The following is a 23,683-nucleotide window of genomic DNA, read 5'->3' on the forward strand; positions in this document are numbered from 1 at the left end:
GTCAGTTACAATAACATTATCTATAAATAGTAGTAATATTATAGCTGTTTTTGTAATTTTTCCATGGAAGTTTATATCTGAAAAATGCGCCATCATTCTCGTGATAAATTGTATTTTATTGAAATAAAATAAATCATCCGGTAGCGAACTCTCCACTTGTTGCTACCGGATGTAAGACGGTTTTAGGGATTTAGGCTATAGCTAAATTAGTTGGTGTGTCTGTTTTTCTATACGTGGGTATAGAAGAATCTGATTCTTCTTCTTCGCTTATGGTTGATCGACTGGTTACTAGTGCAATCATAGGTAGGTGTAAAATAGGTGCTGCATGAATGTGTGCAGCAAGTAGGTGTGCTATAGTTATAGCAACTGCTATCTCGCAGACCGTAATTATGATGCCCGCTCCTGGAACTCCTTTTAATACAGCCTTTAAAATAAAGGAACACAATCGTCCCGTGCCATATCCGACGAGAGCCCCGAAAGTAATTCTAAAAGAACGATTATCACTAGCTATCTCCGATTGTATAGAGATACCTGGATCTTGGTTCATTGATTCTATTTTCTCAACAAGAGCGTTGGTAACATAAAAATTATGACTCTGTATTTCACCCGGCTGCATTTGAGTTGTATAATTATTTGGTATAACAGCAGGATCCTGTGCATTAGCCTTGTTGGCATTAAGAACAGTTATCGTAGTCAAACACAATATAACAATAAATTTGATATTTCTTTTCATAAGATATAAGTTTAAGAGTTTTTTGTTAGTAAATGGAGAGTTTTATCTTTTAGAGTTGTTTTCAATTTCTAATTTTGCTTTTTTACGTTCTTTTTTGTCTAGTAACAAGAATGCTACAAATGGTGATATTATAGATGAAAAAATAATTGCATTACAGACAAATTCAATCGTGAGTTGGATTAGAAAGTCAGATAAGAGTAGAAAGAGTGTAGTGAGACAAAGAGTAAAGACAAATCCTACTATGATACTTTTATATAAAGTAAGAAAGTGTTGTTCTCCTGTGAAGCTAGAACTATCGCATAAAAGAGGAGGTATTTTTCGTATTAAAAATACCAGTTGAAATTGAAATATAAAAAATAATGCTACAAATATAAACTTCAAGGGAATTTCTTTTGGTATATCATTTTTAAAAAAGGACGATATAAATATTAATGAAAACGCCGCAATAATTCCTTTTATGATCATACGTCTTTTCCTGTAGATTTTTTCAAGTTGTATCCGTTTTTCTATATCCATAGTAGAGAATAATTATAGATAAATTTTATAGCTATAGTGTAAATGATAAATAATTTTTTTACGAAGTTATAATATATTTCTAATTAAAAAAATGGATAGTATTACTTATGTCTATTTTTAAGTATCTATTTTATTTATTAATGTATTAATAATTAAAATACTATTTTTGTAGAAACTCTAAAAATAGTGTACGAATATGAACTTTTCTAATATCAATACTGTCGCTCGTTACAAGGTGAAAACTTTATGGCGTACTTGGTTATTTTGGGTATTTGCTTTACTCTCTCTCGTTGGAGTTTTAAGCCTTCAAATACAGATGCAAGGCAATATGGTCGAATGGACTTCATGGAACATGATAGCTATGTCTTCCTATGTTCCTTATTTTAATGTATACTTGTTTGGTGTTGTACAAGCATTAGCTGTCATATTTCTGGCTAGTGATTTGTTGAATGCAGACCGAAAGATAGATACGGAGGATATGATTTACATTCGGTGTGGGAGTAAAGTGGATTATCTCATTGGTAATGTCTGTAGCATAGTTTTGATATTTATTGGTTTATCTTTCTTGTCCCTTTTGTCGGGATCCATTATACATCTTTTTTTTACAGATGCTCCTTTTAATGGAGGAGTGTACCTATTTTACGGGGTCGTGTTCTTATTTCCTTCGTTGGTTTTTATACTCGGTTTTACTGTTTTGTTAGAGACTCTTATTCCGCATAAAGCAATCGTCATTTGTGTGATGTTAGAATTTATACTCGTGTCTTTGTATTACCTGAATAATCCTCAGCAGGGGCTTTTCAATTTTTGGGGATTTGGTATTCCTACTACCTTATCGGATATCTCGGGATATCCTGATTTGGGAGGTGTGGTATTACAACGTTTAATTTGGTTGTTTTTAGGTGTTGGTTTTATCGGTTACTCCGTCGTGTTGCTAAAACGTATTCCTGCTCGAACGGGGAATGGCGCTGTTCAATTAGGGATACCAACTTTATTGGTTGTAATAGGCCTTGCTTGCGGATTGTATTTATTTATAAGACAACATGAAAATGTTTCTTGTCGGGATAACTACAGGGCGACTTATGAAAAATATAGTTCGGGCCCGAAATTAACCTTGAACGATCAAATTATCACTTATCGCCAGGATGGAGATAAAATAGAGGTAAAGACACGACTCCGTTTAAAAAACGAATGTACGGGAAAAGTGAGTCCGGTTATTCTTTATTTGAACCCGGGATTACGAGTTAAGCGGATATTGAAGAATGGGGAGGAAGTCGATTTCTCTCGTGAGAATCAGGTAATCGTGATTGACGATACGGTGGAAGAAAAGGGTATATTGGATTTGGAAGTAGAATATGCCGGAACAATAGACGAGTCTATCTGTTATTTGGAATTTCCGGACAAATATGTGGCAGGGACCTGGAATATCGGCTCCGAACTTTTCCGTTCCGGTAAACGATATGCTATTTTACAAAAGAATTACACGTTATTGACACCGGAATGTATTTGGTATCCGGTGTCGGTTCCCCCGGTGAACTTGTCCGATCTTTACGCGATAGAAAAGAATTTCACGAAGTATGGTTTGCAGGTGGTAGGGGAAAACGGAAGAACGGTTTTATCGCAGGGAGACCGAAGTGAAGCGGGTGACACCTTAATTTTTAGAAATAAGCACGGTTTACCTGGTATTTCTCTATGTATCGGTCATTACAAGAGTTATAGAGTAATGGTGGATTCCGTTTTAGTCGAGCTTTATTTGGTGGAAGGACATGATGATTTTTTTAAATATTTGAGCCGTATAAAGGATTCGGTGCCCGGGGTGATACGTGAATTTAAGCGTAAGGTCGAACAACAAATGAACAGAAAATATCCATTTGAACGTTTCATGGTTGTCGAGGCTCCGGTTTCATTTGCCGCTTATTTTCGGATCGAAAGCGGAGGTAGCGGGAGGGTGCAACCGGAAATGTTTTTTTTGCCAGAAAGGGGTGTTGGTATTAAAAATATGAAACTGAAAAAAATACAGGCATTTCAGAATATAATGACCCCGGCAGATATGGAAAATATTGAGCGAAATGTATTGACGCAATTGTTAGATGGCCTTTTTGCATCGGAATATGATCTTTCGGAACACACTACTTTAAGAAACTTGAATCCGTTGATAAAGCTATTTGTGACTTATTCGTACGATAATTTCACTTTGAATGGTAATCCGTTTACCCTTTTCCCGTTATTTTATAATTACGTGAATCAGTTGTATGCCCCGGAATACCCGATCATGGATATCGTACTGAATAGTTGGCTAAGCGAAAAAGATGTTACCCGGACGAGACGGATTAATAGCCAGTCAACTCTTAGTCGTTCGTATAAACAAGCCATGAATTATCTTAAAACCCATAGTTTGCAAGAGGCTTTAAAAGATTGTCGGATAACTTCCGATATACTATATCAGCTTATAAAACTAAAGTCTAATAGTCTGAAAGAACATTATTTTGGTTTAACTGTTTCTCCAGCTGATTTAGACGAATTTATAAAGCGATTTCGGGAAGAACATACATTTGAAAAGATAGATTTTTCTTTATTTGACAAGGCATTCACGGAACAATTTGGGATTAGCTGGTCAAGCGTGTTACCTGAATGGTACACGATAAACCGTATTCCTTCATTCCTGATTCGAGATACTCGCGTGGAAGAAATCGATGAAAACAAAGAAGGCGAGAGTTTTGATGATAGACGTTACCGTATCCAAGCGAAGGTATACAATGAAAGTGACGTGGACGGGGTAGTTACGTTGTCTTTTATAGATGTTGTAAAAAGAGGGAGTGACAAAACCTCGTTCGTGTCAAATGAAATGAAATTTCTTTGTACACAAAATGTTTTGATAAAAGCTAAAGAGGGCAAAGAGATTGTTATTGTAACGAGAGGTAGACCTTCTGCCGTTTTTTTGAATACGATTATTTCCAATAACATGCCAACCGTTGTTGTATTGGAAGAAACCGGGGGAATGACGCGTAAAATAGATCCTGGGATAAAAGATATTGACCTATCTCATTTTCTACCGAAAGAGGGAGAATTGATCGTGGACAACGAATCGGACGGTTTCAGTCTGTTACAGCCTCCTGTCGGTAATCGCTCTCCTGAATGGCAGAAGCCTGTTTACTCTACGGATAAATATAATACTTACAATATGATGCTGGCTTCGAAAGCGTGGACTCTTGTTACACATTACGGTTTTTATGGAGAACGGGTAAGGAGCGGTTGGATGAAAAAATCGGGGGATGGAGAATTCAAAGCAAAATGGTCGGTGAAGATAGAGAAAGCGGGGTATTATGAAGTTTTGGCATATATACCGAGTTACGTGGAATTACAACAAAAGAGGGTCATATCATCCAGAACATTGAGTCCTATGAATGCCATAAAACAAAATTACTTGGTGCAACATGACAGTAAGGAGACAGAAATTTCATTGGAGATTATTGCATTGAATACCAATTGGATCTCTTTGGGACGTTTCTATTTTTCTCCGGGAGAGGCTTCTGTGGTTTTGACGGATAAAGGAAGCGTGGACGACCAGATTATATACGCGGATGCCGTGAAATGGGTTTTGGATGGGGATAACAAGATGTGTGAAAAGTAGGTTAGCTTATTCATTATTTTAACCGTAAAAAACAAAACCAGCTAATGATAGCCAATTAGCTATCCCTGTTTCTTTACAACTCCAATAAGATCATAAATATGTTGAATTCTACTCAATTTTATTGCCTTTTTCATCGACAACGACAATTTCAAAAGGATATGTATCGTCTTTTATAGGTAAACTTTCATGATATTTGGCTTTAAATTCCAATATGTATTTTGTCGTTTTCTCGGGTTTGATTGTAAAACTGCATTTTCCTTTTTTTAACTGTTTTTTTGTAGCTGTTCCTACATTGGGAATATTGACTTTTTTTACGCGCTCGGGATCGAATGTTACCGTTATAATGACTTCTTCATTTTTTTTAATGGGATTGAAATCATTACTTAACTGTAATTGAAGTATCTGTTTACTTTTTACTGTATTTTGAGTTTTTTCCTCCGGTGATTGAGTACCTATTGTAATAGTATAACCTATAAATGCGATAAAAATTATAGTTGCAATTATTTTTATTGTTTTCTTCATCGTAGCTCTGTTTTATAAATTTGATTTATGGTATTACTTGTAATTAGAATAGCTGTAATAGTTAAATTTGCACTAATGATAAATGTTTTCATAAGATCATAATTTTAAATGTTATAGTAAAGTACATATGTTGAGTCTTATTTTTTAGAGCTGTTTTCAATTTCTAATTTTGCTTTTTTACGTTCTTTTTTGTCGAATATCAGAAATGCTACTAATGATGATATTACGGTTGAAAAAATGGTTGTAGAACAAACTGTTTCAATGGCTATATCGATTGAAAAATTGGATGAAGCCAAAAATAGTAATGCTATTATAACCATTGTGAAAGTGCATCCATATGCGATACTCTTGTAAAAAATAAGTAAATGTTCTTCTTTTGTGAAACTTGGACCATCACATAAAAGAGGAGGTATTTTTCGTATTAAAAATAATAGTGGGCATTGAGATAGAAAGAATAATGCTAAAAGTATATAATTTAAGGGAATTTCTTTGGGAATGTATTTTTTTAAAAAAATCATTAAGACCATTAGTAGTAATGCCGCAATAATTATTTTTACAAATATACGTCTCTTCTTATAGATTTTTTCAAGTTGTATCCGTTTTTCTATATCCATAGTAGTTAATTTTTAATCTTTCTTGCTGGTTAATTTTGAAAGTAGTATAATAAATGATATATAAAAAGTTTCACGAAGTTATAATATATTTCTAATTAAAAAAATGGATAGTATTACTGATGGCTATTGTCTATTTGGGGTTTGTGTTTTTGTTTTCTTCTTTAGTTTTTATATTTGGCCTTGAATTCGGTATTAAGATGAGTTTCATAAGTATGATAATTTGTTAAATCATGGATGTGGGGTCTATTTTTAGTTCAGGGATATAGAAGCATGATTATTCTATCGCTATAAAAGAGCAGATAAGAAAAACATCTGAAGGATGGTGATGTTTTAAAAGGAGTTGGTGAACGAAATATAGTAGGTTTGTTTTTGTAAATTTAACATATTAAACAATTTTGTTTTTCATGGTTGTGTTTATTCTTTTGATAATATACAGTAATGCAGTGTTTTATAATGTTTTTTGAAAATCATCGATAAATTTGGATATTAACTTTTCTTTATCAAAGTATTAATAATTAAAACGTTATTTTTGGTGAAATCCTAAAAATAATGCACGATTATGACCTTTCCTAACATTAACACGGTTGCTCGTTACGAGGCAAAAATCCTGAAACGCTCTTGGTTGTTCAGGGTATTGGCTATCGTTTCTCTTGTAGGTGTCATTGCTTTTCAAATTATGATACAAGGAAAGTTAACTTTTTGGACTTCATGGAACCTGATAGCCATGTCTTCCTATATTCCCTATATGAACCTGTATCTGTTTGGTATGGCAATGGCCGTGGCTGTAATATTTTTGGGTGGAGAGCTTTTGAATAGAGATCGCAAGTTAGACACGATGGAGATTATATATGCCCGGTCTATGAGTAATGCCGATTATGTTATCGGCAAGAGTTGGGGAATTGTTCGGGTATTTATGGGCTTGGCCTTAATATCTTTATTGTTGGGAGGAATTGTCAATCTTTTTCTTAGCGATGCTCCCTTTAACGGGTTTATCTATCTTTTTTACTGGATCGTTTTTTTACTTCCCTCGTTAGTATTTATCTTGGGATTGACCTTCTGGATTTCAAGTATTGTTCGTAATAAAGCATTGACGATATTACTTTTATTGGGGTACGTGTTTTTGACGATCTTTTACCTGAGTGAAAGAGGGCAGGGGCTTTGTGATTTTTTGGGTTCGACGATACCCAATACTTTCTCGGATTTGACAGGCTACCCTAATCCGGGTTCCGTGTTATTACAACGTTTAGTTTGGCTGTTTCTTGGGATGGGGTTTATCGGTTATTCGGTTACTTTATTGCGACGTATTCCGAATCGGCCGGGGCGCAGGATTGTACAACATGGTTTTTCGACTCTGTTTGTGTTCGTGGGAGTTATATGCGGTTGTGTATTGTATTTTTCCAATGATCGGGAAAGAGATATTCGTTCTGCATATAGGGCGAGTTATGATCGGTATAATTCAAGTGATAAGTTGACGCTCGATAGGGAAACGATAGCTTATTGTCAAAAAGGAGACCAAATAGAAGTGCGGGCTTTTATGAAACTTGTAAATTGTCACGATAGGGAGGTTAATTCTGTCATATTATATTTGAATCCCGGATTGAACGTAAAACGTTTGACAAAGGAAAGTCAGGAGTTGTCTTTTTTAAGGGATAATCAGGTGATAGAGATAAAGGAGAAAGTTGCTCCCGGTGACTCTCTTCTACTTATTTTGGAATACGCGGGGCAAATCGACGAATCGGTATGTTATTTGGATGTGGACGATAAATATATATTCGATACCCGTACGACAGGCTCTTCCATTTTCCGTTCGGGAAAGAGATATGCATTCGTGGGAAAAGATTATTCCTTATTGACTCCGGAGTGTCTTTGGTATCCGGTATCGGTACCTCCGGTAAACTTGAAGAATGTGTACGATATTCAGAAAAATTTTACAGACTATCGTTTGAATGTGGTGGGGATGGGAGATAAGACGGTATTGTCTCAGGGGCTTCGGGAAGCTTCGGGAGACACTCTGATTTTTCAGGATGAGCACCGTTTGCCGGGAATTTCTTTGTGTATAGGTTCCTATAAAAAGTACGCGATAACGGCGGATTCGGTCTCTTTTGAGCTTTATATAACGGAGGGACACGATGATTTCATGTCCTGTTTTACCGAGATACAGGATTCAATGGTGTCTGTTTTGGCGGATCTGAAATATAAAACGGAAGAGAAGATGAATCGTAAATATCCCTATAGCCGTTTTATCGTTGTAGAGAGTCCCTCTTCTTTTGCCTCGTATTATCGGAACGAACGGGGAGGTAGCGAACGGATACAACCGGAAATGGCCTTTCTACCGGAACGAGGTGTAGGATTCTGGGGTATGAATTTTAAGAAAACCTTGGAGGGGTATGCTTGGATGCAAAAAGTGAATAAGACTATGGGGTCGGTATTGAATGGCGAACGCCAGGCGTTCAAACAATTTGTACAGAGTGTATTCATGAGCGAATACGGTAGTTCTACGGAAGGGAACCCCCTTAAAAGACGTTTTATGCTAAACAATACGATGTTTGATTACGCGTTGAATGGGAATCAATATGACATTTCTCCCTTGTTTTCTAATTATGTGACCTATATCTATTCTTCGGAATATCCGATTATGAATATTATATTAAACGGTCTGTTGAAACGGGGAAAAGCACAGGGAATGCTTTACTCGACGTATAGTACTTCCTATAAAAAAGCGATGAATTACCTGAAGGATCATAGCATAAAAGATGCTCTGGAGAATCCCGGAATTACTTCCGATGTTTTGTATCAGGTTGTTAATTTAAAAGCTTTAATATTGCAATTACAGTATTTCGGATTGACGATAGATCAGAAAGAATTTAATGATTTTATCGAGCGGTATTTCGATGAACATAAATACAAACAGGTTGAGTTTGCTTGTTTTAACGAAGACTTTATCGAGTATTTTGGAATTGATTGGTTAAAAGTGTTGCCGGAATGGTATACGGTCAATCGGGTTCCTTCATACATCATCAGGGATTGTTTCATTGAAGCGGTAGAAGGAGATACGAAGGAGCCGGACTATAGCAAGAGACGTTATCGCATTCACGCAAGTATATACAATGATAGCGATGTGGATGGAGTGGTTTCCCTTAATTATTCCTTGTTACCCAAAATGGAAGCTGGAACGGCTGTGATGGCATATACCAACGATGAGATGTATAACCGGAATCAAAATGTTTTGGTAGAAGCAGGGAAAGCTAAAGAAATTATGATCTTGTGTAAAGGGCAATTGGCACAGGTTTCATTGAATACGAATATTTCCGGAAATCTCCCTTCTATTATCACCCTTTCTCCCTATGGTTCTGGCAGAGAAACACGAGATACTTCTTCGGGTATAAAGGATATAGATACATCCCGTTTCTTCCCAAAAGAGGGGGAGTTAATCGTGGATAACGAATCGAACAGTTTTCGTGTTTTAAACGCACCTTCCGGCAATCAATTACGCAAATGGTTTAAAACGAACGATACAACAAAATACAAAGATTTTTATAAAGCGACTTTTGCCGAAGAGTGGGCTCTTAGCGTTCATGACGGTTTTTATGGGGGACATGTGCGGAGTGGTTGGAGAAAGGAAGGTGGAAACGGGAGTTCCAAAGTAGAGTGGTCTATATGGATAGAGAAGGCCGGATATTATGAAGTTTTTGCCTATTTACCCAGTATGGTGTCTTTGTTTCAGATGAAGGTATCCAATAATATGGTTATAGGGGTACAGAAACAGACACCGATAAAGCAGTTTTATCTTGTTCGCCATGATGGAAATGAATCGGAAGTCGAGTTGGAAGTTCCTTTGACACAACGGGAATGGTTATCATTGGGACGTTTTTATTATCCTGTTGGAGAAGCTTCTGTCGTGTTGACGGATAAAGAGAGTATTCCGAACCAGATTATATATGCCGATGCGATAAAATGGGTTTATGACGGGGAAAAGTAGACATTGAATACGATTTTGAATAACATTTAATCTATACATCAGATATGAACATTTATAATATAAATACGGTAGCCTGTTATGAGGCAAGAATTCTGAGACGTTCCTGGTTGTTTAGGATGTTGGCCATTCTCTCTCTGGTAGGAATTACTTCTTTTCAGTTATTGGTACAGGGAAATATGGTGCGGTGGACGTCGTGGAATCAGATCGCCTTATCTTCCTATGTCCCCTATATGAATATTTATCTTTTCGGTATTGTATTGTCGATAACCGTTGTCTTCCTGGCGGGCGAACTTTTAAGTAAAACCCGTAAGGTGGATACGATGGAAATTATTCATGCCCGTCCGATGAGTAATGCGGATTATGTTATCGGGAAGGCCTGGGGAACGATTAGAATATTCATGGGATTGGCGATCGTCTCTTTGCTTTTGGGTGTCATGGTGAACCTCTTTTTTAGTGATGCCCCTTTCAATGCTTTTCTGTATCCTTTATATTGGGTGTTGTTTCTGTTTCCTTCACTGGTATTTATTTTAGGATTTACCTTTTTAGTCGTAAGTATTGTACGTAATAAAGCATTGACAATCTTGTTTGTGCTCGGGTTTGTTTTTCTGACCGTATTTTATTTAGGTAATATTCATCGGGGGCTCTACGATTTTTTAGGAACGACAATTCCGAATGCCTATTCCGATATAACGGGTTATCCGGAGTTGGAATTTGTGATTTGGCAACGTTTGACGTGGTTATTCTTGGGAATGGGTTTTATCGGTTATTCGATTGCCTTTTTACAGCGAATTCCGAATCGTCCGGGGCTCAAGATGAAGCAACGTATGATTGCGACATTGTTCGTGTTGTTCGGCGTATGTTGTTGGTTTCTTCTGTTTTCTTCCGGTCGGAAATCTATGCATGACCGGGAGGAGTACCGTATGAGTTATAATCGGTACGAGGCTCAACCTAAGTTGACACAGAAGGCCCAGTTTTTGGTTTATAAACAAAAAGGGGATCGGATGGAAGTGACGACGGAGATTCAATTGGTAAACCCTCATGATCGGGAAGTAAGTATTGTGTTGTTGTATCTGAATCCCGGATTGAAAGTAGATAAGATATTAAAAGAGGGAAAAGAGGTTTCTTTTTCCCGGGATCATCAGGTATTAATCTTGGACGATAAAATAGAAAGCGGAGATAGTGTGAGATATGTTATGGATTACGGGGGGCGGATAGACGAGTCTATTTGCTATGTGGACCTATCTGACAATCAGGTATTCGATAGTAGAACCATCGGTTCTTCTCTTTTTCGTTCCGGGAAAAGGTATGCCATGCTCGGATCGGATTACACGCTTCTGACACCGGAATGCTTGTGGTATCCGGTAAGTATTCCTCCTGTGAATCTGACGAATAGGTATGATATTCAGAAAGATTTTACCTCTTATATTTTGAAAGTTGTCGGGACGGAGGAAAAAACGGTATTGTCCCAGGGTAACCCGATGCAATCCGGCGATACACTTGTTTTTCGGAATGAGTATCCTTTACCGGGGTTATCCCTGTGTATCGGTTCGTATGAAAAATATTCGCTACTAGTGGATTCGGTCTCTTTTGAGCTTTACGTGACGGAAGGACATGATGATTTTATGGCTTATATAAGCCATGTACAGGATTCGATGAAATCGATATTATCCGATATGAAAATTAAAACAGAAGATTTAAAGGGCCGTAGGTATCCCTATAATCGTTTTGTAGTCATAGAAGCTCCGGCCTCTTTCGCTTCTTATTATCGGGATGAAAGAGGGGGAAGTGAACAAGTTCAACCGGAGATGGTTTTTTTGCCGGAACGGGGTGTCGGATTCTGGAGTATGAATTTTAAAGGAACCAGTAAATCTTATGCTAATAACGTACGGACGATAAAAGGGATGGTACTGGATTGGGTTGCCATGGAACGCTTATGGGTTGAACAGTTTATTCGAAATACGTTTATGGGTGAATACGGATGGTTTGGAGAAGGTAATCCTTTAATGAGGCGTCTCCCCCAGAAAGGAGGAGTAAGAGGTTATAAGTTAAACGGTAATCCGTTTGATATTTCTCCTATGTTTTTTAGTTACTCGGGTTATTTATACTCCTCTGATTATCCGGTGATGAATTTAATACTGAATGGTTTGATGAAACCGGAATCGAAGCAGACGCAATTTACCCCGGTATATAGCAGTTCGTATTGGAAAGCTATTCGTTATCTTGAAAATCATAGCGTGAAAGAGGCTCTTGAGGATCTGGAGATCTCTTCGGACGTGTTGCGTCAGGTTTTAAGTATGAAAACGACAGTTTTACAAAAACAATACTTAGGTATGGCCGTGTCTTCTGCCGATTTGATGCAGTTTATCAATGGGTATATGGAACGACATAAATATCGGCAAATGGATTTTTCCGACTTTAACCGGGAATTTGTAAAACATTTTAAGGTAGATTGGCTGGAAATATTACCTGAATGGTATACGACGGATCGGATCCCTGCGTTTTTGATTCAGGATTGTCTTATTGAAGAGATCGAAACAAAAGATAAGGATCCTCGCCATAAGCGTTATCGTATTCGGGCAAGTGTTTATAACGTTAGTGATGTGGACGGAGTCGTTACCCTTAATTGTGCCGTTATGCCCTCTCAATTGAAAAACGTGGGAGGAATGGCTGTAATGAGTCCCGATCAAACGAATGACAACAATAAGAGTAAAAATATATTAGTTAAATCCAAGGAGGCTAAAGAGATTGTTCTCGTGTGTGAAGGAAATCTCATGTCGGCCTCGTTGAATACGAATATTTCCAGAAATATTCCAGCTATAATAACTATTCCTCGGAATTATCGGCAAAAAACGAAAGAATCATCCGAGGAGGAAAAAAGGATAGATGTTTCCAGCTTTATGCCGGAGACGGGAGAATTGATTGTAGATAATGATTCGAAAGGATTCCGGATACTGGAGTCTTCTTCCGATAATTCAATACGTAAATGGTTTAAAGAAACCGATACCTCTGAAATCAGATATAATAATTATACGGCTACCAATAAATGGATGCTTATCACTCATTCGGATCTATACGGGGGATATGTACGTAGCGGTTGGATAAAGAAGAGCGGGGATGGGAATGGTAAGGCTGAATGGTCGACCCGGGTGGAGAAAGCCGGGTATTATGAAGTATTTGCCTATATTCCTGATAATATGCCGTTGATCCAGCAGCAATACAAAGGGGATGGTGCTGTTTTTATAGCTGTTTCCATGTCTACAGGAACGGGAAAGGCAGAACCCGTAAAGCAATATTATACTGTCCGTCACGATGACAAAGAGTCCGAAGTCGAAATGGAGATACCTTATGCCGGGAGGGGATGGTTATCCCTGGGACGGTTCTATTTTCCTTCCGGGGAATCCTCTATTGTGCTTAATGATAAGGGGAGTACGGACAATCAGGTAATATACGCCGATGCGGTAAAATGGGTTTGGGATGAGGGGAAAGGGGATAAAGTAATTGAGTGATATAATGATTTTATTGCAATGACTTAATCTCAGAATCTCTCAATCACCGAATTCATATATGTTTTTTGAATTGAAAACCGGAAACTATACCTCCGTTTTTTCTCTTCCCGTGAAAAAGCGTATCTTTGCGGAAAAGAGAGGTTATGACAGATAAGAGCGTAATATGTGCTATCGCAACGGCTCCGGGAACAGGTGCCATTGCGGTTTTACGAGTATCGGGAGAGGGGTGTATCGCTTTATGCGATCGCTTGTTTCAGTCTCCTTCCGGAAAAAAATTAACGGAGGTCCGGCCTAATACCGTGCACTTCGGGCGTATCGTGGAGGGAGAGGAGTTGGTGGATGAGGTGCTGCTCTCTGTTTTTCATGCTCCTCACTCGTTTACCGGTGAAGATTCGATAGAGATATCCTGTCACGGCTCCGTGTATATTCAACAGCGAATATTACAGTTGCTTGTTTCCCGTGGAGCTCGTTTGGCTCATCCCGGTGAATTTACGCGGAGGGCTTTCCTGAATGGAAAAATGGATTTGTCACAGGCTGAGGCCGTGGCCGATCTGATTGCCTCCTCTTCGGCTGCTGCTCATAAAATGGCATTGAATCAGATGCGGGGCGGGTTTTCAAAGGAGTTGATAAAATTACGCGCAGAACTGCTCCATATCACTTCTCTTTTAGAGTTAGAGCTTGATTTCTCGGAAGAAGATGTTGAGTTTGCTAACCGCACGGAACTTCGTGTTATTGCCGTAAAAATCCGGGATATGATTTCCGGGTTGTGTAACTCCTTTTCACTCGGTAATGTCATTAAAAACGGACTTCCCGTGGCGATTGTGGGAAACACCAATGTTGGGAAAAGTACCCTATTGAATGCCTTATTGAAGGAGGATCGGGCTATCGTTTCGGATATAGAAGGTACGACCCGCGACGTAATAGAAGATACAATCAGCTTGAACGGAATCCTGTTCCGATTTATCGACACGGCAGGGATACGTTGTACTTTCGATACGGTTGAAAACCTTGGTATAGAGCGTACTTTTGCTAAAATTTCCCAGGCGAAAGTCGTTTTACTTTTGCAAGATGTAAACCGGAGTAGCGATCAGTTTATTCCTTATTACCGACAGGTAAAAGGACGCTTGTCTCCTGACGCTAAATTGCTGATCTTATTGAATAAAGTGGATCAGACGGAGGTGTTGGATGCCATTAAGGAAGAGATCGAAATTCAGATTTCCGGAGAACCGATTCTTCCTGTTTCAGCCAAGACGGGTTATAATATGGAGGCTCTTGTTCGGTGGTTAACCTCCTCCGTTAATACGGAAGCTCTTTCTGCGGGTAATGTTATTGTCAGCAATGTCCGTCATTACGAGGCTCTTTCACATGCCCTCGAGGCTATCCGTCGTGTTATCACTGCTCTGGACTCCTCTCTCAGCGGTGAATTTGTTTCCCAAGACATCCGGGAATGCCTCCACTACCTCGGTGAAATCACCGGTGAAATCACTACCGATGAGGTTTTGGGTAATATCTTTAAAAATTTCTGCATCGGTAAATGATGGTTTAGAAACAGCTGTAACCAACTATAATTATTTAGAATAAAGTCTCTGTATTTCAGTAACTTTTGTATTTTAATACTTTCCAGTCCGTATTTGGAAGTAACGGTTTTTATCCATATTTTTCCATCATATTTCTACCGCGACACAAATTTACGGTTAGCCCGAATGTCACAGTGACGCATTAGTTGACTAAGCCCAACTCGCCAATGAGTTCTACCTCCTTCAACCAGTCAAAATCAGCATATACATACAGTTTTTTCATCGCCTACTCCTTTTTTGAGGTACGTTCTCTTATCTTCAAATTCAAATCCTGCAAGGCTTTTCCCAATTTGTCTTCTTTGATACCGCATTTTGGAATATAGTAGCAATTATAGTTCCATCGTATGCTGATGCAAAAGAGAATGGCTAAAGAATTAATGGATCAGAGATAGAAATAGATTTTTAATGAAATACTTGTTTAATAATGGCGTTTTCCAAATGGCTATAATATGTGGACTTTCTGTAAATGAAAACCTTGCTAAAAAGGCTAATGAGTTAAAAGAGGATATAATCAAAAAAGAGATTCTTCCGGTACTCAGTAAGACCATTGAGCCTGCTTTGTTGCCAGTAAAGCGTGAATTGGTTTTAGTCGTGGCCTATTTCTCTCTTTTTGCTTTTTATAACGTTTTGTTTTCTATCTTTGTATCAATAATGTTTAATAATTTATGATAGATATAATTGATCATTTGGAGGGTATTGTGATTGCTGCAACCATATTGGCGGCTGTCATTATGTTTATTTTTAAATTTTTTGATATACGAAATAATAGAGAGAAGGAGAAAGAATATAAAGACGAATTTAACGCTACCGTATCTCAATTGTCTTCAAATAATTTATCTTCTCAATTATCGGCTGCTATTCTTTTACGGCGGTTTCTTAATGTTAAAACAAAAAATTCATCCTATTTCCATGAAGAAGTAATCAACGTGATATCTGCCTTATTAAGGACATTGCCATCTGGTATTTTGCAGAAAACGTTAGGGGATGGTTTAGCTTACGCGAAGGATCTGAGTAAAATCGATTTGCAAAAAACGAATATGCAAGATTTATACTTGGGTAATAAGGAATTCCGGATCGTTCTGAACAGGACCGATATGTATTTAGCCGATTTATCATTTTCATTATTAGAGAATATAGATGGTGAAGAAGCAGTCTTTTACAATGCTATTTTATCCGGTTGTCGGATAAAAGAATCGAATTTTACAAAAGCGAATTTTCGCGGGGCGGATTTGACGAATGCTTTTTTTAAGAATGTGATTCTGTATCAGGCGGATTTCAATGAGGCTGTAAATATTCCTGATGAGATCAGGCAATTCCTTGTTGATGGAATATATTCTGATTCGAAACCATTCGTGATGAAGGCGGCAGACTCTTCCAAAAGTGTGTTTTTTAGTGTACCAAGTTCTTTAAGCAATGAAGATGCAATACTTATCAAAGAATACGAGAAACTTCTTAAGAGTAAGGGGGTAGAGGTTTTTCCTTATGAAAAAGGAGAATATTCCAAATTCGGTCAATTCAATAAAGTCCGTCAATCTGTTCAGAAGTCATCAGCAATGATTGTATTCGGATTAAAACAGATTAATGTAATGGAAGCATTGTATCGACCTGGTCTGAAAGATTGTGAATTATGGAAAAACAAATGGTTACCGACTCCTTGGAATGATATAGAAATTGGAATGGGACTTATGAAAGGAATCCCTATTTTACTCGTAAAAGACGACGATATAAATACTGGTGCTTTTGACACTAATCTTAGCGAATGTTTTGTGGCAACCATTTCTTCCAAAATAGATTGCAGGGAAATAGATCAAAATACTCAATTTATCTATTGGCTCAGTAAATTTTAGTTTATCGAATGATAAAATACGCGAATTGGAATCCATGGCACGGTTGTGCGAAGATCAGTCCCGGATGTAAGTATTGTTACGTTTATCGCCAGGACGAAATGTACGGGACTGAAGTAGATAGTAGTAAGGTACATAAAAATACTGATTTCAATCTGCCGTTAAAATGTAAACGGGATAAAAGCTATAAGATAACTCCGGGGACAGTTGTTTTTACCTGTTTTACTTCTGACTTTTTTCTTGAAGATGCTGACGAGTGGCGTGCGGAGGCATGGGCAATGATTCGGGAGCGTTCCGATTTGGTTTTCTTTTTCTTTACCAAGCGTATCGATCGATTTTCCGCGTGTATACCTGAGGATTGGGGGGACGGATATGACAATGTGATCGTGGGATGCACCGTTGAAAATCAGGCCATGGCAGATTATCGTCTACCGATATTTAAGGCTCTTTCCATAAAACATAAGGCGATTATTGTTGCGCCTTTGTTGGAACGAATAGAACTGTCGTCGTATCTTGATAATACTGTCGAGGAGGTTTCTGTTAGCGGAGAATCGGGAGTTCAAGCTCGTGTATGCGATTATGACTGGATATTGGATTTACGCGAGCAATGTATGAATAAAGATGTGCCTTTTCGGTTTCATCAAACCGGGGCAAAATTGCTTAAAGATGGAAAACTCTATCGTATAAAACGTGGATACCAGATTGCCCAAGCCTATAAGGCAAATATAAATTATAGAATCGGTAAGGATTATAAACCGATATTATAAAGTTTTGTTGCAATTATTCTTTCCAGTATAGTTTGTGGAGAGAATAGTTTCTATGTATTATTGGTTTCGTCAATTCTAAATTGACTACTTTATTTATACTTCTGGTTTCATAATTGTTTTTCAGGTCTTGATATTGCAGGGGGGATGTTGGGACGATTCTTCGATTTTGATACTGAAATTTATCATTTGCATTCAATCCCGATCATAAAACCCGTTTTTAACATATGGATATTGTACATTTGCGATGTTTACTAAATTACAAAAGGGCAAATAATTGAATGAGTGATACTTTCCATATATATACCGATATTTCATCTCTTCCAGCGAATGAACATGAGACGTATTTGAAGGAGGGGTTTAATGGAATATGTACGGCGGGTACGGCTGTCATAGAGGTTTTCTCTGTTCGTCGGCACATATCCAAAGACGATCTTGTAATCGTTTTGCCTTTGCAATTGGTATCGATTCACGAGGTTAGCGATGACTTTTCCATGACTTTTTTTAAAGTCGATAAAGTTATGTTTTTGGATATTATGAGTGGTTTGGGTAAGATAACCCCGGATTTTTTCTTCTATATGCGGAAGAATTTCCTGTATCGTTTAAGCGGGAGAGAGGCTCATAGGTTTCTTGGTTTCTGCCGCGTACTTGATTTCAGGGGGAATCATGACGATCCTATTTTTTGCCGGGAAACGATTCTACATTTACTACGGATTTATTATTGGGATTTTTATGTCTATTTTCAAAAGAAAACAAGTAATAAAAAGAATCCTTCATTGAACTCTAATAAAGAGAGCATTGCTTTTAAATTTGCCATGTTGGTTTCCGAACATTATAACATGCACCGGGAGATTACTTTTTATGCCGATAAGTTGTGCATATCTCCCGTGTATCTGGCCAAAGTTGTTCAGGAGATGAACGGTCAGTCTCCTTATAAAGTGATTGCGGATCATGTTGTCGTTGAAATAAAGATGTTACTTAGGAATCCAGATCTCAATATAAAAGATGTGGTCGGAAAGACCGGGTTTTCCAATCAGTCTTCGTTAAGTCGTTTTTTTCGCCAGTATACGGGTATGTCCCCGTCGGAATATCGACGTACTATCCATGTTATACGATAAATCTGAAATAGACACATGATATAGCATAAAAAGATATAACATGAAACAAAATGAAATGACTTCCTCCGAAAACGACGAAAAGTCTTTTGAAATAGAGTTCTCCGAATTACTAACAGAACAAATTTTGTTTCCGGAGAGTGTGTATGCTCGCTTACCGATAGGGGTCGAAATCTATGATGCGAAGGGTATTTTACGCGGTATAAATCATCGGGCACAACGTATGTACGGTATCGAGGACCAGTGTACGGTAATAGGCAAAGTTAATCTTTTCAATAGTCCTTATGTCGACGAGCAACTTAAAGCGAAGATACGGTCGGGAGAAGATATTGTTCTGGAGTTTGAGTATGATTTCGACCGGGTGAACAGGGAGTATTTTTCGACTTGTAATAAAAATACGATTATTTATGAAGTTAAGGTCGTTGCCATACGGAATAAAAAAGGAACTATTCTCGGGCATATGTTGCTCACCAATGATGTAACGGCAACGAAGGAGGCTGAGTTTCGTACCGAGGAAAGTAAGAAAAACTTGGAAATGGCTATGGATGCGGCTCATATGTCTTCCTGGTTATACGACGTACAGAGAGAAGTTTTTAGTCCCTTGCATGGAGATACTATCGTTAAGGATGCCATGTCTTTGGACGAGTTACAAAAGATACTGCATCCGCAGGATCGTACACCGTTGGAGCAACTTTTTCGGCAACTGATAAACCGGGAGATTTTATATGGACAGATAACCTTGCGTTTCTATAACGAACAAAAGCATCAGTATTGCCATTACGAGAGCCGGATGCGTCTCTCTTCCGAACTTCGGGGAAAATTACTTATTGTGGGAACACAACTCGATGTAACGGAAAAAATACAAATGGCAAAACGGACGGAAGACCTGATTGCAAAGCGGGAATTAGCCATGAAGGTTAGTAATATTGTTCACTGGGATTTCGATGTACGGATTCAGAAATTCGAATCTTATAACGATCCGGTTAACGATTATGCTTCCGATAAGTTACTGACCATTGAAGAGTATCTGAGTGTTATTCATCCTGAAGATCAGTCTTTGGCCCATGATGCTATACAATCCATGTCTATGGGTAAAGAGCTTAACATCAATTTTACCTGTCGTATGCAAACGAAACATGATGATTCATGGCAATATTGCAACGTTATAGGGGTGCCTTTCGAACATGGCGAAAGCGGTGAGGTCATCCGGTTTACCGGGTTCCGACAAAATATCTCAAAACTTCACCATTTGAACGAAGAGCTTAAAGAGCGGAATTATAAAATGGAGCTGACGTTTAAAACAGTCGGAATGTCTTACTGGGATTTTGATGTGGAGAGTAAACAATACCGAGCGTTTAATGATCCGGTCAATGATTTTCACCCGGAGAAGGTGATTTTACCTGAAGATTATATGAATGCCGCTCATCCGGATGATACGGACCGTGTTCGAAAGAATATTGAGAGTATGCTTCTGCGAACCGATAAAGAATTCAATTTCCAGTATCGTTCCAGAACCAAGTGGGATCAGGACTGGCAGACCCTTATCATTACCGGTATTCCTGTCGAAAAGAATAAAAAAGGGTATGTTACCCGTTATACCGGTATCGCATTCAATAATACAAAATGGGAAAAAATGACTCAGGAATTAGTGGAGATGAAAGAAAAAGCAGAGCTTTCTGATCGGCTTAAGTCAGCTTTCTTGGCTAATATGAGTCACGAAATACGTACTCCGTTGAATGCTATTGTCGGATTCTCCGAATTGATGGTGAGTTGTGACGATCCGGCTGAAAAAGAGGAGTATATGAGCATTATTGAGTCTAATAATGAGTTGTTATTGCGGTTGATTAACGACATTCTTGATCTTTCGAAGATCGAGTCCGGCATTCTCGAGCGTAAAAGGGAGAAATTCGATTTGGCCAAGGTATGCAATGAATTGTATCTGATGATCCAGTCGAAGATTACCAATCCGGATGTCGAATTCCGGGTGGATAAAGGACCTGATTGTCGAGTTTTTCTGGATCGGAACCGTTTGAAACAAGTTTGGATGAATTACCTGACCAATGCTGTAAAATGCACCAGATCAGGATATATAAAGATGGGATATTCCGTCGAAAGGGGAGGTATTCGTATATATGTTGAAGATACGGGTGCAGGTATTTCGAAAGAGTTGCAAGACCGGGTGTTTTGCCGTTTTCAGAAGCTCAATGAGTTCGCTCAGGGGACGGGGTTAGGATTGGCTATATCCCGTGCCATTGTCGAGGCTGCGGGTGGGGAAGTGGGATTTACTTCCGAGTATGGTGTGGGATCGACTTTCTGGGCTTGGTTACCATGCGAAATAGATATGTGGGAAGATACCGGTTCGACCGATCAACAGCTTTTAGGACAACAATCCATTCTTAACGGTGACAATGAGAAAGAGTTGAAAATCTTGGTTGCTGAAGACAATGACGGTAACTATTTGTTGGTAGAACGTATTCTTAAAGATTATACTCTTACTCGGGTACTAAATGGTGTAGATGCCGTTAGGAAAATCATTGATGAAAAGTTTGATCTTGTTTTTATGGATTTAAAGATGCCGATCATGGGAGGTTTAGAAGCGACCCGTAAAATCCGTGAATTCAATACCGAAATACCGATCGTGGCCCTTACGGCTAACGCTTTTGATTCCGATCGTGTTAGTGCTATTGAGGCGGGGTGTAGTGCTTTTCTTGCAAAACCAGTGAAAAAGAATCAGTTACTTGAATTATTTTCGAAAAAATGGTAGGTGGTGGTGTATATGTTAACACGTACGGATTGGATTGTTATGGGGAAAAAGCTGAAAAATAATAACAATTTGTAATTATTTTTTTTTAAAGGCTTATTCGTGTATTGTAAGTAGGGTTATTCGTGAATGACCCTACTTTTTATATTGTATCTTTTTGAATATTTATAATATATATTTATTTTTGATTTTTCCATTCAGAATAAAAATTTTTTAAGGAAAGAAAAACAAAAAATGTCAACTCAAAGGTTGTTAGTATGTCAAATGTAAATTCATGTTATAATTACTTGGATGATTAACGATTATTCGGACGATAAGGAACTGCAAATTTTTTTAAAACGGGGTAAGATATCTGCCTTTGTGTATATCTATACCACGTATTACGATTCGTTATTAAATTATGCCGATCGTTTGTTGAATGATATGGAAACAGCCCGGGATGTTGTCCAGCAAGTATATTATAAGATCTGGGAGGGACGGAAATCTTTGGCCATCACTCTTTCCGTTAAGGCTTATCTTTTTAAATCGGTTTATTACGGCAGTCTGAATACGTTGGCTCATGAGAAAAATGTCAGGAAATACGAGCGGGAGCGATTGGCCGATTTCTATTTTTCCACCATTATACAATCACCGGAGGCGGAGATGAAATTGTGGCAGTCAGACATTGATCGGGCTCTACAAGAGGCGATGGACTCTTTACCGGAAAGATGTCGGGAAGTATTTTTGCTGAGTAAGGTGGAAGGGCTAAAAAACAGGGAGATCGCCGAGCGATTAAATATTTCCGAGAAGACAGTAGAACGTCATATGTCGATTGCGTTAAGTAAGTTAAGAGAGGAGTTGGATTGGTTACTGCAGTTGATTTTATTTTTTTCTTTTTCTCATTGGGGGTAAAATCATTTTTAACTGTCTTTAGAAGATAAAGACAGAAAGGATGGAATTCAAAAATTTTGATGTCGATAGGTTGTTAGTCCGTGTTTTAACAAATCGAGCGGGCCAGGAGGAGATTATTTATTTTTTTCGATGGATAAACGAGGGAAAAAACCGGGAGTATTTCGAAAAATTCAAGAAAGTATGGCATATGACTTCAGGTATGCATGCTGACCGGGAGTTGTTAGAGGCTGGATTAGAGGATTATTGTCGTTTTATGGAAAAATCTTTGCGACGGGAACGCCAAGTGAAACGGGTGTTGTGGCAGATGGCAGCGGTGGTCGTATTCGGGTTGATCGGTATCGCTTCTGTCATTTGGTCTCATCAAGGTACTGCACCGAGGGAAAATATAAAGGTATGCCGGGAAAAAGCGGTTACCCTAACCCTATCCGACGGAAGAGAGGTCGACATGACGCAGGACTCTTTACTTTTATCGAAAGAAGTGAGAGAAGTTGTTCGGTTTCGTGAAATAAATCAACGAAAAATAGTGTATGAAATGCAAGACACTTCGGTGTTAACCGATCAGTCTGAATTGATCTATAATGAAATCGTAGTGCATGCGGGAGAACGTTTTTTCGTGCAACTATCGGACGGAACAAAAGTATGGATCAATTCGGAAAGTTCATTGCGCTATCCGGTTTGTTTCGGTAAAGCGGGCCGGGAGGTTGAGGTTCGGGGAAATCTCTATTTTGAGGTAGCAAAGGATTCTGCCCGTCCCTTTATTGTTGTTGCCCAAGAGATAAAGACCGAAGTATTGGGAACCTCTTTTGAAGTCAATACCTATGGAGACAAGGGCGAGGTGAGCACGACTCTTGTAGAAGGGAGAGTGAGAGTATATGCGGGTAATCATATTGAAATAATTCACCCCGATCAAAAGTTCCTTTTTCATACGAATAGCGGAGAATTTGAAATAAAGAAGGTGGATGCTACCAATAAGGTAAGATGGAAGGACGGCATTTTGGTTATCGATAACGAATCGTTTGACGATCTTGTTTGGAAATTGGAACGTTGGTATGGTGTTGCTATTCTAAATGAGACGGGGGTTGTTTTTACTCAATCGTTTAGTGGAGAATTTGATAGGGAGAATATTCAACATGCTATTGAGACTATTTGTGAAAATTTGAATATTTCTTATTCCATGGAAGAAGGTAGAATTTTATTGAAAAGATAACAAAAGGAGTACCTCCTCGTGCGACC

The 23,683-nt window shown here is 38.4% G+C and carries 15 protein-coding genes and 1 pseudogene; 11 read left to right on the top strand and 5 right to left on the bottom strand.

Features of this window, described 5'->3' with window-relative positions; all coding sequences use genetic code 11:
• Window positions 1–190 precede the first annotated feature (190 nt).
• Together QZR76_RS00360 and QZR76_RS00365 are read right to left on the bottom strand one after the other, a co-directional pair.
• Window positions 191–733 carry a hypothetical protein gene (locus QZR76_RS00360; RefSeq protein ID WP_294139398.1) on the bottom strand — a complete coding sequence of 181 codons (543 nt, stop codon included), beginning with the start codon at window positions 731–733 and terminating at the stop codon, window positions 191–193.
• Between the two features lie 42 nt (window positions 734–775).
• Window positions 776–1,249, bottom strand: a complete 474-nt coding sequence (locus QZR76_RS00365) for a hypothetical protein (RefSeq protein WP_294139400.1) — start codon at window positions 1,247–1,249, stop codon at window positions 776–778.
• Between the two features lie 196 nt (window positions 1,250–1,445).
• Between QZR76_RS00365 and QZR76_RS00370 the strand changes: the two genes are divergently transcribed.
• Entirely contained in the window at window positions 1,446–4,877 is a 3,432-nt protein-coding gene (locus QZR76_RS00370) for a hypothetical protein (protein WP_294139402.1), read from the top strand.
• Between the two features lie 108 nt (window positions 4,878–4,985).
• Here QZR76_RS00370 and QZR76_RS00375 read toward each other — a convergent pair whose 3' ends face one another.
• Window positions 4,986–5,399 (bottom strand): hypothetical protein, encoded by a 414-nt coding sequence (locus tag QZR76_RS00375; RefSeq protein WP_294139404.1) that lies wholly within the window; start codon window positions 5,397–5,399, stop codon window positions 4,986–4,988.
• A gap of 137 nt (window positions 5,400–5,536) precedes the next feature.
• Entirely contained in the window at window positions 5,537–6,013 is a 477-nt protein-coding gene (locus QZR76_RS00380; RefSeq protein ID WP_294139405.1) for a hypothetical protein, read from the bottom strand.
• 559 nt (window positions 6,014–6,572) lie between these two features.
• Between QZR76_RS00380 and QZR76_RS00385 the strand changes: the two genes are divergently transcribed.
• The 3 genes from QZR76_RS00385 (at window position 6,573) to mnmE (ending at window position 15,036) form a co-directional block, all read left to right on the top strand.
• Complete coding sequence (locus tag QZR76_RS00385; protein ID WP_294139406.1) at window positions 6,573–9,992, top strand: hypothetical protein; 3,420 nt, start codon at window positions 6,573–6,575, stop codon at window positions 9,990–9,992.
• A 44-nt stretch (window positions 9,993–10,036) separates the two neighbouring features.
• Entirely contained in the window at window positions 10,037–13,498 is a 3,462-nt protein-coding gene (locus QZR76_RS00390; protein ID WP_294139407.1) for a hypothetical protein, read from the top strand.
• A 143-nt stretch (window positions 13,499–13,641) separates the two neighbouring features.
• Window positions 13,642–15,036: a tRNA uridine-5-carboxymethylaminomethyl(34) synthesis GTPase MnmE gene (gene mnmE / locus QZR76_RS00395; RefSeq protein ID WP_294139408.1), complete on the top strand. Its 1,395-nt coding sequence runs from the start codon at window positions 13,642–13,644 to the stop codon at window positions 15,034–15,036.
• Window positions 15,037–15,301: 265 nt separating this feature from the next.
• Here the strand turns inward: mnmE and QZR76_RS00400 are convergent.
• A pseudogene (locus QZR76_RS00400) lies at window positions 15,302–15,376 on the bottom strand (transcriptional regulator); the annotation flags it as partial.
• A gap of 104 nt (window positions 15,377–15,480) precedes the next feature.
• On the opposite strand from QZR76_RS00400, the gene QZR76_RS00405 reads away from it, so the two are divergent.
• From QZR76_RS00405 to QZR76_RS00435, 7 genes are all read left to right on the top strand, one after another.
• On the top strand, window positions 15,481–15,744 hold the full coding sequence (locus tag QZR76_RS00405) for a hypothetical protein (protein ID WP_294139409.1): 264 nt from the start codon (window positions 15,481–15,483) through the stop codon (window positions 15,742–15,744).
• A complete protein-coding gene (locus tag QZR76_RS00410) occupies window positions 15,741–16,922 on the top strand; it encodes a pentapeptide repeat-containing protein (RefSeq protein WP_294139410.1) in 1,182 nt (393 codons plus the stop codon). The genes QZR76_RS00405 and QZR76_RS00410 overlap by 4 nt, the downstream gene beginning before the upstream one ends.
• A gap of 8 nt (window positions 16,923–16,930) precedes the next feature.
• Window positions 16,931–17,686 carry a DUF5131 family protein gene (locus QZR76_RS00415; RefSeq protein WP_294139411.1) on the top strand — a complete coding sequence of 252 codons (756 nt, stop codon included), beginning with the start codon at window positions 16,931–16,933 and terminating at the stop codon, window positions 17,684–17,686.
• Between the two features lie 278 nt (window positions 17,687–17,964).
• Window positions 17,965–18,801, top strand: a complete 837-nt coding sequence (locus QZR76_RS00420) for a helix-turn-helix domain-containing protein (RefSeq protein ID WP_294139412.1) — start codon at window positions 17,965–17,967, stop codon at window positions 18,799–18,801.
• A gap of 40 nt (window positions 18,802–18,841) precedes the next feature.
• Window positions 18,842–21,562 carry an ATP-binding protein gene (locus QZR76_RS00425; protein ID WP_294139413.1) on the top strand — a complete coding sequence of 907 codons (2,721 nt, stop codon included), beginning with the start codon at window positions 18,842–18,844 and terminating at the stop codon, window positions 21,560–21,562.
• A gap of 288 nt (window positions 21,563–21,850) precedes the next feature.
• A complete protein-coding gene (locus tag QZR76_RS00430) occupies window positions 21,851–22,450 on the top strand; it encodes an RNA polymerase sigma-70 factor (protein WP_294139414.1) in 600 nt (199 codons plus the stop codon).
• A 40-nt stretch (window positions 22,451–22,490) separates the two neighbouring features.
• Window positions 22,491–23,657: a FecR family protein gene (locus tag QZR76_RS00435; RefSeq protein ID WP_294139415.1), complete on the top strand. Its 1,167-nt coding sequence runs from the start codon at window positions 22,491–22,493 to the stop codon at window positions 23,655–23,657.
• Window positions 23,658–23,683: the final 26 nt, after the last annotated feature.

Source organism: uncultured Sanguibacteroides sp. (genome assembly GCF_900543425.1).
Classification (GTDB): domain Bacteria; phylum Bacteroidota; class Bacteroidia; order Bacteroidales; family Marinifilaceae; genus Gabonibacter.

Bases quoted from the DNA above. Each gene is read 5' to 3' on its own strand.
- QZR76_RS00360 (WP_294139398.1), bottom strand. From the start codon at position 733: ATGAAAAGAAATATCAAATTTATTGTTATATTGTGTTTGACTACGATA.
- QZR76_RS00365 (WP_294139400.1), bottom strand. From the start codon at position 1,249: ATGGATATAGAAAAACGGATACAACTTGAAAAAATCTACAGGAAAAGA.
- QZR76_RS00370 (WP_294139402.1), top strand. From the start codon at position 1,446: ATGAACTTTTCTAATATCAATACTGTCGCTCGTTACAAGGTGAAAACT.
- QZR76_RS00375 (WP_294139404.1), bottom strand. From the start codon at position 5,399: ATGAAGAAAACAATAAAAATAATTGCAACTATAATTTTTATCGCATTT.
- QZR76_RS00380 (WP_294139405.1), bottom strand. From the start codon at position 6,013: ATGGATATAGAAAAACGGATACAACTTGAAAAAATCTATAAGAAGAGA.
- QZR76_RS00385 (WP_294139406.1), top strand. From the start codon at position 6,573: ATGACCTTTCCTAACATTAACACGGTTGCTCGTTACGAGGCAAAAATC.
- QZR76_RS00390 (WP_294139407.1), top strand. From the start codon at position 10,037: ATGAACATTTATAATATAAATACGGTAGCCTGTTATGAGGCAAGAATT.
- mnmE (WP_294139408.1), top strand. From the start codon at position 13,642: ATGACAGATAAGAGCGTAATATGTGCTATCGCAACGGCTCCGGGAACA.
- QZR76_RS00405 (WP_294139409.1), top strand. From the start codon at position 15,481: ATGAAATACTTGTTTAATAATGGCGTTTTCCAAATGGCTATAATATGT.
- QZR76_RS00410 (WP_294139410.1), top strand. From the start codon at position 15,741: ATGATAGATATAATTGATCATTTGGAGGGTATTGTGATTGCTGCAACC.
- QZR76_RS00415 (WP_294139411.1), top strand. From the start codon at position 16,931: ATGATAAAATACGCGAATTGGAATCCATGGCACGGTTGTGCGAAGATC.
- QZR76_RS00420 (WP_294139412.1), top strand. From the start codon at position 17,965: ATGAGTGATACTTTCCATATATATACCGATATTTCATCTCTTCCAGCG.
- QZR76_RS00425 (WP_294139413.1), top strand. From the start codon at position 18,842: ATGAAACAAAATGAAATGACTTCCTCCGAAAACGACGAAAAGTCTTTT.
- QZR76_RS00430 (WP_294139414.1), top strand. From the start codon at position 21,851: ATGATTAACGATTATTCGGACGATAAGGAACTGCAAATTTTTTTAAAA.
- QZR76_RS00435 (WP_294139415.1), top strand. From the start codon at position 22,491: ATGGAATTCAAAAATTTTGATGTCGATAGGTTGTTAGTCCGTGTTTTA.